This window comes from Corynebacterium sp. HMSC077D03 (assembly GCF_001808545.1).
In the GTDB taxonomy this organism is placed as follows: Bacteria; Actinomycetota; Actinomycetes; order Mycobacteriales; family Mycobacteriaceae; genus Corynebacterium; species Corynebacterium simulans.
The window spans coordinates 1-9,836 of the sequence record NZ_KV793679.1 but is presented as its reverse complement, the minus strand read 5'-3'; the positions used below and the strand labels follow the sequence as shown (position 1 = coordinate 9,836).

The 9,836-nt window shown below is 58.6% G+C and carries 9 protein-coding genes; 1 reads left to right on the top strand and 8 read right to left on the bottom strand.

The window, feature by feature from the left end:
* Positions 1-106 precede the first annotated feature (106 nt).
* From HMPREF2888_RS03655 to HMPREF2888_RS03630, 6 genes are all read right to left on the bottom strand, one after another.
* Positions 107-862 carry an iron ABC transporter ATP-binding protein gene (locus HMPREF2888_RS03655; protein WP_061926068.1) on the bottom strand — a complete coding sequence of 252 codons (756 nt, stop codon included), beginning with the start codon at positions 860-862 and terminating at the stop codon, positions 107-109.
* On the bottom strand, positions 859-1,902 hold the full coding sequence (locus tag HMPREF2888_RS03650; protein WP_061926070.1) for an iron chelate uptake ABC transporter family permease subunit: 1,044 nt from the start codon (positions 1,900-1,902) through the stop codon (positions 859-861). The genes HMPREF2888_RS03655 and HMPREF2888_RS03650 overlap by 4 nt, the downstream gene beginning before the upstream one ends.
* A complete protein-coding gene (locus HMPREF2888_RS03645; protein ID WP_061926074.1) occupies positions 1,892-2,896 on the bottom strand; it encodes an ABC transporter permease in 1,005 nt (334 codons plus the stop codon). Before HMPREF2888_RS03645 ends, HMPREF2888_RS03650 begins: the two co-directional genes overlap by 11 nt.
* A 69-nt stretch (positions 2,897-2,965) precedes the next feature.
* Positions 2,966-3,979 (bottom strand): siderophore ABC transporter substrate-binding protein, encoded by a 1,014-nt coding sequence (locus tag HMPREF2888_RS03640; RefSeq protein ID WP_061926078.1) that lies wholly within the window; start codon positions 3,977-3,979, stop codon positions 2,966-2,968.
* A 195-nt stretch (positions 3,980-4,174) separates the two neighbouring features.
* A complete protein-coding gene (locus HMPREF2888_RS03635) occupies positions 4,175-5,560 on the bottom strand; it encodes a M20 family metallopeptidase (protein ID WP_061926082.1) in 1,386 nt (461 codons plus the stop codon).
* Position 5,561: 1 nt separating this feature from the next.
* Positions 5,562-7,211, bottom strand: a complete 1,650-nt coding sequence (locus HMPREF2888_RS03630; protein WP_061926085.1) for an AbgT family transporter — start codon at positions 7,209-7,211, stop codon at positions 5,562-5,564.
* A 215-nt stretch (positions 7,212-7,426) separates the two neighbouring features.
* On the opposite strand from HMPREF2888_RS03630, the gene HMPREF2888_RS03625 reads away from it, so the two are divergent.
* Positions 7,427-8,764, top strand: coding sequence for a M20/M25/M40 family metallo-hydrolase (locus HMPREF2888_RS03625; RefSeq protein ID WP_061926087.1), 1,338 nt, complete (start codon positions 7,427-7,429; stop codon positions 8,762-8,764).
* Between the two features lie 26 nt (positions 8,765-8,790).
* Here the strand turns inward: HMPREF2888_RS03625 and HMPREF2888_RS03620 are convergent, their stop codons facing one another.
* Positions 8,791-9,075: an OsmC family protein gene (locus HMPREF2888_RS03620; protein WP_061926089.1), complete on the bottom strand. Its 285-nt coding sequence runs from the start codon at positions 9,073-9,075 to the stop codon at positions 8,791-8,793.
* Between the two features lie 67 nt (positions 9,076-9,142).
* Positions 9,143-9,487, bottom strand: coding sequence for a MarR family winged helix-turn-helix transcriptional regulator (locus HMPREF2888_RS03615; protein ID WP_070456358.1), 345 nt, complete (start codon positions 9,485-9,487; stop codon positions 9,143-9,145).
* Between the last annotated feature and the right edge of the window lie 349 nt (positions 9,488-9,836).

The following is a 9,836-nucleotide window of genomic DNA, read 5'->3' as shown; positions in this document are numbered from 1 at the left end:
TTAGCCCCCACCCCACAAACAACACAAATCGCCAGGTAAATCCACCATTTCGGAGACAAACCTGGCGTATCAAACAACGCCCAGAGGGGGCGACGTCGTCAAGCAGTTAGTGATAGCAGGCCAACAGACCGTCGGGGCCGTCGATAACCGTGATGGGCGTATTGAAGATTGGGGTCAGCACCTCATCGCGCATGACCTCCTCCGGATCACCGAAGGCCACCACTTCCCCATTCTTCACCGCACAGATGTGATCGGCGTAGCGGGCAGCGAAGTTGATGTCATGCAAGACGATGATGATCGTGCGCCCGAAGTTCTGCGCGGCCTCCTTGAGGTGCTTCATCATTTCCACGGAGTGCGCGATATCAAGGTTGTTGAGAGGCTCGTCCAGCAAAACGTAATCAGTCTCCTGGCACAGGACCATCGCCACATACGCGCGCTGACGCTGGCCGCCCGAGAGCTGATCCAGGTAGCGGTCCTCCAAATCGCTGAGGTGAAGGAAGTCAATGTACTTGGAGATGACCTCCTCGTCCTCAGCCGTCAGGCGGCCCTGCGAGTACGGGAAGCGGCCAAACCCCACGAGCTGACGCACCGTCAGCTTCGTGATGAAGTGGTTCTCCTGTCGCAGGATCGACAAAATCTTGGCCAAGTCCTGGGACTTGGTAGAGGCGATGTCCAATCCAGCGACCTCAATGGTGCCTTCGTCGATATCGAGCAAACGCCCCACCATCGTCAGCAGCGTGGACTTGCCGGCACCGTTGGGCCCCACAAGCGCGGTGATACCGCCGGCCGGAATGTCGAGGGACACTGGGCCAATGTTCGTCTCGTGGGAATAGGTCTTCGCAACGTTATTGAGTGTGATCACAGTCTGCCCTTTCGCAAAATGACGATGAGGAATACCGAGCCGCCGACGAGCTCAATGATGATGGATACAACGCCCTGTGCGTAGAAGACGTGCTGCATGAGGAAGTACGCACCCGTGAGTACAGCAAAGGCGGTGGCGATGGCCATGGGGAACAAGTATCGGTGGTCGTAGGTTTCCGCGAACTGGTAGGCCAAGGTTGCCACCAAGAATCCGAGGAAGGTCATGGGACCTACGAGCGAGGTGGTGGTGGCCATGAGAACTGATACCAGGATCAGAGTAAAGATCGCGTTGAACTTGTGATTTACGCCGAGGTTGGTGGCAGCCTCGCGACCAAGCGAGAGCACGTTGAGGCGGCGGGAATTAAAGAAGAGCAACGCCGTCGCCGCAATCACCAGCGGAATTGCGATGGGATAATACTCAGTCTCAGCATTGTTGACCGAGCCAAACAGTCGTGCCGTCAGCACGTCGAACTCGCTGGGCGTCAGCATGCGCTGCATCAGAGTGGACAGCGATCCAAGTCCGCCACCAATGACCACGCCGACCAATAGCATCGCATGCATGTTGTTGCTGCGGTTTGTCAGCAGCCACGAGTACAGGATGAGCGAGAGCACAATCATCACTGCCATCTGGAACAGGAAGGTGCCCATGTTGCGGGCTTCCGTGAGGCCCGTGGCACCTAGGAAAAAAATGGTCGCAGTATTAATCGCCGCGTAGAGCGATTCAAAGCCCATGATGGACGGGGTCAGGATGCGGTTGTTGGTGACCGTATGAAAGGCCACGGTCGCAACGGCTTGGCACGCAGCCACGATAGCCATGGCGATCACGGCGTCGGCACGGCGTTGCGCGATGAGCCACCACTTACGCGTTCCGAAGTCCATGGGGTTGTCATACGCCAGCAGGCCAAACGCGAAGAGTGCGCCCGCCACGATGAGCGCCACCAAGATGATCCAGTACTTGCGCGCTGCTTTGGCCGACTGGAAGGAGCCCACATAGCGCTGCTTGGCGACGTCGCCTGTGCGCTGCTCTGTCTTAACGCTCACGGGTGGACCTCACAATCAGGAATACGAAGACGGCCGCGCCGACCACGCCCAGGATGACGGATACGGGCAGCTCAAACGGAGAAATGACGGTTCGGCCGATGAGGTCACACAAGGTGACCGTGGCAATACCGAGCAGGCATACCCAAGGAAGGTTTGAGCGCAGGTCATCGCCGCGGAACATGCTCACCACGTTGGGAACGATAAGCCCCAAAAAAGGCAGGGAGCCCACGACCACGGTGACCACGCCAGTGGCCACAGCGATGAGCCCGGTGCCGATGAGGATCATTCGGTTGTAATTCAGGCCCACGTTGGTGGCGATTTCTTCGCCCAAGCCTGCGACCGTGAGTTTGTCCGCGTAGAAGAACACCGCGAACAGCACCAGCAAAACGATCCACAGCACCTCGTACTGGCCCTCGTACACAGAAGTGAACGAGCCCATGAACCAGATACCCAGCTGCTGCAGTTTGTCGGTGGTCAGTGCTACGAAAGAGGACACCGCGCTGACGACGGCGCCCAGCATGATGCCGATGATCGGCACGATGAGCGAGGAGCGCAACGTGACTCGGCGCAAGAAAGCGAAAAAGACCATCGTGCCGATGAAAGAGAACACAACAGAAATGACCATGCGGCCAAGCACCGACGCGTGCGGGAGCACGATCATCGAAAAGAGAAGGCCGAGGCCTGCCCATTCCGTGGTACCCGTGGTCGTGGGTTCAACGAAGCGGTTCTGGGTGAGCAGCTGCATCACCAATCCACTCATCGCCATCGCCGCGCCCGCGAGCACCAGGGCGATGGTGCGCGGAATGCGCGTGGTCATAAACATGTCGCGGCCGTCGTCGTGATCAAGGATCGAATACTCCCCCACCATGAGCGAAAGGAGGAGCAACGCCGCTACAGCCACGACTCCGAGCAACAGCTTCCAAGTGAAAAGCTTGCCGCGGGAACGGCGCGCGGGTGGTGCTTCTTGAACCGCGGTTTTCTCTGCTGAAGTCAAAATTTATCTCTTTCACACCAAAAACCGGAAAGCCTTTCGGCGTTCCGGTTTCGGTTCTATTTGTGCAGGTTAGGACCGCTTCTCAAAGGCGTCAGCCAGAGCGTTGAGAATCTCAGTGTAGGTAATGATGCTCTCGTTGACGTAGGTATCAGCCGGGGCAACGTAGACGTTGCCTTCCTTGACTGCGGTCACGTTCTTCAGCGCAGCATTCTCGTTAACGAGTTTGTCGCCTGGAACGTGTTCTTCGCCTTCCTTGCTGACGGCTGCGTCGCGGTCCATGACGAGGATCCAGTCCGGGTTGGACTCAGCGATTGCCTCGACGGAGATGTCGTCGCCCTCGTGGTCATCGGTTCCTTCCGGAACCTCAAGAGCCGGGGTCATACCGATGAGGTCGAAAACCGGGCCGTAGGTGCGGCCGATCTTCGGCGCGATGTAGCCGATCTCGCCACCGGAGGTGTTCACTGCCATGACCTTCTTGGAAGGATCATAAGCTTCCTTGGCGCGCTTTGCGGCTGCGTCGAAGTCCTCGATGAGCTTGGCTGCGTCCTCTTCGTGTCCGAAGGTCTGGCCCAGTGCCTCGGTGTGGCGCTTGAGTTCTTCGAAGAAGTCCTTGTCATCGCGCGGCTCAAAGTCGAGCACGGGGACATCTTCCACCAGCTTTTCGATGTCTTCCTGGTGCTGCTCGAAGCGCTGGCCGTTCCAGACCACATCCGGTTCCGCAGCGACGAGAGATTCCAGATCCGGCTCGCGGTGGGAACCGAGGTCAGCTGCGACGGTGTCCTTGTTGTAGACATCGCGCACGGTGGAAGGAACCAGCTTCAGCGGTGCGGCGGCAATCTTGACATCCCAGTCAGCAAGAATCTCGAAAGCGCGGTTGTCCGTAACGGCCGGGGCAGAAACCGGGGCAGCAATCTTCTTCTCACCGAAGTTGTCCTCGAGAGTGATCTCCGTGGTCTCGGAGGAGGACGCTGCGGAGGTGTCAGAAGAACCGGAGGTGGACTCTTCTGCAGAAGAGCAAGCGGTCAGAGTCATCGACAGGGCTGCGACGGACGCGACGAGAGAACGACGAATCTTGGCGGTCATGATGTCCTTTTCGAAAGGTTTTCAAATACTCGCCTAACCTAACTGATGTAAGCCTTACCTTTCAAGCAGTTTTTGTTAGGCAAGCCTACAAATGCAATAAAATATAGGTTGAACTGCGCAAAGAGGTGGTTACCCCCACCCCCTTGCACAGTGCAAGAAAACCTACTCCGAGCCTACTCCGAGCCTACTCGGCGCCTAGTCCGCGGACGATTCCGCCAAGAGATCCGCCACCGCAACAGCGCCCTGTTCGGCAAACTCCGCATTCGCTGCCGCGCGCATTTTCGTGTCCGCCAAGTAGTCAATCGCTACTTGGGCCAAGCCTGCTGCGGAGTCCACTGCGGCGTCGACAGCCGCATCCGTTGCGGCCCAGCGAGCGAAGTCCTCGGTATGCAGGGCAACGTCGGACGGAGAGACCTTGACCATCGGGTGAATGCCCGGTACAAGGTGCGAGACGTTACCGAAGTCCGTGGACGCGGCAAGGGTCTCCGGCACGGTTCCCGCGGGAAGCGCCGTCCGTCCGCGCAGCGTTTGCGTGCGCGTCCACCGCTCCACCAGCGCCTCGTTGTTACGCACCGGCAGCGTCATCGGGTGCTCGTCCCATTCGACATCGACCTGGACGCCGGCCATTAGCGCAGCCCCCTCAACGATTTCGTTAACGCGTTGGGACAAATCCATGAGGGTCTGGTTGCCCAAGGAACGCACATAGATGTGCATCGAGGCTTCACGCGGAATCACCGAAGGTCGCGCTCCCCCGCCCATGATGGCGTGGACGCGATCGCTCGGAGGCATCTGCTGACGCATCAGGCCAATGCCCTGGTAGGCCAAGGATGCGGCGTCGAGGGCGTTGCACCCCATGAAAGGTTGCGAACTCGCGTGCGCCGCCACGCCGCGAAAGCGCACGTTGACGCTGCGGCGCCCGACCCACGCGTGCGAGCCAATGTCATAGCCAAAGCCGTGGATCATCATCGCTGCATCCACGGAGTCAAGGCTGCCACCACGGATCATGTACTCCTTGCCCGAATGCCCCTCCTCAGCCGGGGTGCCTTGCAGCAGCAGGCGCCCCTCGACGCCGCCGTTCTTACACAGCGCCTCGACCGCGGACAGGAATCCGCCCACGCCCGCGGCAGCGATAACGTTGTGACCACAGCCGTGCCCGATACCGGGCAGCGCGTCATACTCGGCCATGATTGCCACGGTGGGATGAGATGTCGCATCGAAATTCGGGCTCCTCCACTCCGCCTCGAAAGCGGTTTCCACCCCGTAAACACCGCGTCGGACGGGGAAACCGCGTTGCTCCACGACGTCGGCAAGCATGCCCATCGAGCGGTGCTCCTCGAAGGCCGTCTCTGGGTGAGCATGCAAATCCTGCACGATGTGGGCGGCAAGCTCGCGGTTGGCGTCAGCGCTTTCCGACGCCGCCTTCCACAGCACGTCCTGCCCCGCATAAGCCTCAGCCAGGGATGCTTGTGCTCCCGCGTTGGCTGCTTGGGCGGCCGCCACGCGCTGCGCGATGAGCTGCTCCGTGGCCTCCAAATATGCCGTTGATGGATTGTTTCTTGCGTGATTGTCGCTATCGCACACGTTATCCCTCGATGAAAATGTTGTTGCCCGGACCCAGCGGTAGGTCTGCGTAGAACCAGATGGCCAGCAGGATTGCCCACGCGGTGAAGAACGGAACCACGTATGGCATCAGGCGCGACATCAGGGTGCCCAGGCCTGCCTTCGGCTCGTAGCGCTGCAGGAATCCTAGCATCACGATCATGTACGGGTTCAGCGGAGTGATGATTTGAGTTGCAGAGTCACCCACACGGAAAGCGCTCTGAATGAAGGCCGGCTCGTAGCCCAGCAGTGCGAACATCGGAACGAACACTGCCGCCATCAGGGTCCACATCGAAGAACCGGAGATGATGAGCAGGTTCAGGCACGAGGCCAGGACGATGAACGCGAAGACCGCGCCGAAGCCGGTGAGACCGATGGATTCCAGGAATGCCGCGCCCTTGACCGCGGTAAAAGTACCGATGCCGGTCCACGCAAACAGCGCCACGAACTGGCCCAAGATGAAGGCCAGGATGAGGAAGCTCAACATGTCTTTCAGCGAGCCAATCATCATGTCGACGACGTCCTTGATGCCGTTGACGGTGCCCACGGCCTTGCCGTAGACCACACCGAGCACGAGGAAGTACAGGAAGACGATGAAAACGATGGAGCTCATCAGCGGAGACTTCGGCAGGAAGCCGCCGGTCTCGTTACGCCACGGGGATTCTGGCAGAAGAATGGCGAACAACAGTGCCGCGGTAACGATGACGGTGGCAACTACAGACCACACCAGGCCTTTGCTTTCAGTCGGGGAAAGCTCTGCGGAGAGCTCCTCGCCGTTCTCGTCGCGGTCGCCGCGGTGTGCGGCCTCTTCCGGATCGATGTCCTCTTCGGTAGGCACTTCCTGTTTCCACATGCGCGGCTCGATGACGCGGTCAGTGATGTAACCGGCCAAGACACCGAGAACGATGGAAGATGCCACGTTGAAGAAGTAGTTGGACATTGCGTTCACGTCAGAGAACTCCATGCCCGGCAGGGTCTCCATAACCGCGGTGGTAATACCTGCGAACAGCGCATCCAAGGAGGTTGGGACCAGTGCGGTGGAGTAGCCAGCGCCAACGGCAGCGAAGCCACCGATGAGGCCTGCGACAGGGTGGCGACCGGCTGCCTTGAACACCATCGCCGCCAGTGGCGGAACGATAACGAAGGCAGCGTCAGCCATGACCGATGCGGTCACGCCAATGACGCCGACCGCGTAAGGCAAAAGCCATGGCTTCGCAGAGCCGAAGAACTTGCGAATGAGGGCGGAGAGCATTCCGGAGCGCTCGGCCACGCCGACTGCCAACATGATGGGCAGCACCGTAACCAGCGGCGGGAAGTTGATGTAATTCTCGCCCATCGTGGTGGTAAACCACGACATTCCCTCGCCGGTGAACAAGCCCTTGACGGGCTGGATTTCATCGGAACCAGGCACCTGCACCTTGATGTCCATCCACGCCATGATGGAAGAAGCAACGCCGGTGATGAGGAACAGGATCAGGAAGATGGTGAACGGCTCTGGCAGCTTGTTGCCTACGTATTCAACGCCGTTGAGAAACTTATCGAGCCAACCGTTACTGGCTGGTTGAGTCTTCGCGTCCTTTGCAGGACTTGCACTCCCCTGCGGCTCACTCGTGGTCTCTTTTGTGATGGCCATGGTGGTTCTCCTCGTGTTTTAAGGGGATTGGTCTTTTATTTGTGGTCATCTTGCCCATTTACTGAGGGGTTATCCCCGCGACACTTTCTAGACAATGTAGCTTACATTACATATAACAGTGATGTGCATCTCAACTTTTTATTTATCGGTTAGTATATAGAAATCTTGGAACGTAGGACACTCAACGACAAAACCAGAAAGGCGGCTTCCTCAGAATGGGTTTATTCAACGACACTCTTGAACTCTTGCAGGGATTAATTCGCAATCGTTGCATCAACGACGGCACACCCGGAAGTGGCCACGAGTACCGCAACGCGAACCTGTTGGAGGAGTTCTTCGAGGGCTCGGGAGCCCAGGTGGAGCGCTTCGAGCCAGAACCCGGCCGCGTATCGATCGCGTTTACAGTGCCCGGCAGCAACCCCACAGCGGAACCACTGACGATGCTCGGTCACATTGACGTAGTCCCCGTTGACGTGGACAAATGGACTCACGATCCCTTCGATGCCGAGGTGGTAGACGGTGTTCTGTACGGCCGCGGGGTATTCGACATGCTCTTCATCACGGCGTCGCAAGCCGCAGCCACGCGCGAAACAGCCCGGCGCGCGCAGGCAGGCAACCCGCCAAAGGGAACAGTGACCTTCGTGGGGCTCGCCGACGAAGAATCCGGCGGAAGGTTGGGCGCGCGCTGGATTTCTGAGAACCGACCCGACGCATTCTCTTGGAAGAACTGCCTCTCCGAGACCGGCGGCTCGCATCTGCCGGTGCGTGATGGCAGCGATGCTCTGGTTATCAACGTCGGCGAGAAGGGCATCTTCCAGCGTCGCCTCCATGCCACAGGGGATACGGGGCACGGCTCCCTTCCCTATGGAAAGTCTTCATCCATCCTCACACTGGCGGAGGCCGCCCGGCGCGTGGGCGCGTTGGCAATGCCGCCCGCCTATGACCACGTGTGGTCCTGGTTCGTGGAGGCGTTCCACTTCGATCCAGATACCACCGCCGCGCTTGTCGACGGATCCGCAGGGGACGCTACTTACGAGACTTTCGGTAAGCTAGCGGCGTTCGCACACTCTTTTAGTCACACCAACATCGCTTTCACGGGGATTCATGGCGGTAGCGCCATCAACGTCATTCCCTCGAAGGCTTATCTCAACCTCGACATCCGGGCGCATCCGACGGATACCGCGGATTCTGTCGACGCCGCCCTCATTGCGGCGCTGGGGGACATGGCGGATGCGATAAGGATCGAGCATCTCAACAATGAGACCCCCTCGGCATCGCCTGCAGAAGGTCCGCTCTGGGATGCGATGGCTGCGACATTTGGCGAGTTCTTCCCAGAGGCATCAGTTGTGCCCGTCTACGCCTCGGGCGGCTCAGATCTGCGATTCGCCCGCCGCATGGGTGGTGTGGGCTATGGTTTCGCCCTGCATGCTCGCCCACGGGACTTAGCTAGCGCCAACAACGAGCTACATTCACATGACGAATGCCTCCACCTGGAAGACCTAGAACTCACAGTGAAGGCATACGATGCGCTGGTTCAGCGCTTTTGTGGTTAAGAAATGGTGCTCCAGCACCGCGCCGATTAATCCTCGACGACAGAAACCTTGACGTCGATGTTGCCGCGGGTGGCGTTGCTATAAGGGCAGACCTCATGCGCCTTGTCGGCGAGGGTCACCATCTGCAGCGCGGAGTGGAAGCAGGCTGCGTAGCCGGCAGCAAAGAGGAGCTCTGGGTTCGCGGCGCCGCCTTGGCCACCCATCTCCTTAGGAATGGCTAGGTCCATGTCAACCAGGCCATCAGCGGAACGTACGTGGCCGTCACGACCAGCGCCAGTTGCCAGTGCTTCTGCGGTGTAGATTGCGTTCATGTTGTAGCTCCTAATGGGTAAAGGTTTAGCGCACTTGAATGGGTGCAGTTGATTTGATGCAAATGAATTAATGTTCGTGGACGAGCTTGGTAGCCTTCTGCGCGAGTGAGCGCAGCGTATCCATTTCTTCGCGCGAAAGCCCGAGACTATCGATGAGGCAGGATTGCACCCAACCGGCTTCAGCGCGTAGTTCCTGGCCTTGGTCGCTGAGATGAATTAGCACGACGCGCGAGTCTTCTTCGGAACGTTCGCGGGTGATGTAGCCGATTTTCTCAAGGCGCCGCAGCAAGGGCGAGAGCGTTCCACTATCGAGGTGCAGCTTCTCCCCTAGATCGCGGACCGTAATGCCGTCACACTCCCAAAGCGCGAGCATGACAACATACTGCGGATAGGTCAGGTCCAGCTCTTTCAACGTACGCAATCTAAATCGGGCAAACCATCACCAAAGTTTTCAGACAGGTTGTCGATTCAGAAAATCTCGATAGCCAATCAAAATAGCCGAGAAGTTCCGATGTCACTTTGCCCTCTAAATGCAATCGTCGAGCAGTAAGATTGTTATTCGCAGTCTTCGCTATTCGCTCATGCGCCGGTAGTGAAACCGTCAATCTCTTTAAAACTAAACCGCTCCCTTCGGAAGGACAGCAGCATGAAACGCCTGCTACCAATTATTCTCGCCGTTCCTCTCGCACTAACTGCATGCGGCAGCGCGGAGGAATCCGCAGACTCCACCACCCCATTACGTTGTTAGCAGTTCCACCCCA